The following is a 575-nucleotide window of genomic DNA, read 5'->3' as shown; positions in this document are numbered from 1 at the left end:
CGCCCAGCGCGTCCACGTGCGGGGTATGCGAGTCGGTGCCGACGCAGGTATCCGGGTAGGCCACGCCGTCGGTAACGCCGATCACCGGGCTCATCTTCTCCAGGTTGATCTGGTGCATGATCCCGTTGCCCGGCGGGATCACATCGACGTTCTCGAAGGCCAGCTTGGTCCAGTCGATGAAGTGGAAGCGGTCGGCATTGCGCCGGTCCTCGATCGCCCGGTTCTTGGCAAACGCCTGCGGGTCATAGCCGCCGCATTCCACCGCCAGCGAGTGGTCCACGATCAGCTGCACCGGCATCACCGGGTTGACCTTGGCCGGGTCGCCGCCGGCTTCGGCAATGGCATCACGCAGGCCGGCCAGGTCCACCAGCGCGGTCTGGCCGAGGATGTCATGGCAGACCACCCGCGCCGGGAACCACGGAAAATCGCGCTCGCGCTTGACCTCGATCAGCTGGCGCAGGCAGTCATCGATGATCGCCGGCTCGGCCCGGCGCACGATGTTTTACGCGTGCACGCGCGCGGTGCTGGCCCTTATCCCAATCTGACGCTGCCGACGAATCGGCGGTTGGCAAGAT

1 protein-coding gene is annotated in these 575 nt (G+C 66.3%); it reads right to left on the bottom strand.

Translation table 11 applies throughout. The features are described from left to right. Window positions 1-499, bottom strand: a 499-nt coding sequence (locus ABB25_RS14060; RefSeq protein WP_244477839.1) for an aconitase family protein, incomplete at its 3' end; no start/stop codon positions are given. Window positions 500-575: the final 76 nt, after the last annotated feature.

The sequence above is a fragment of the Stenotrophomonas koreensis genome, assembly GCF_001431525.1.
GTDB lineage: Bacteria > Pseudomonadota > Gammaproteobacteria > Xanthomonadales > Xanthomonadaceae > Stenotrophomonas > Stenotrophomonas koreensis.
Note: the sequence above shows the minus strand (reverse complement) of the source record. Positions and strands in the feature narration are given on the sequence as shown.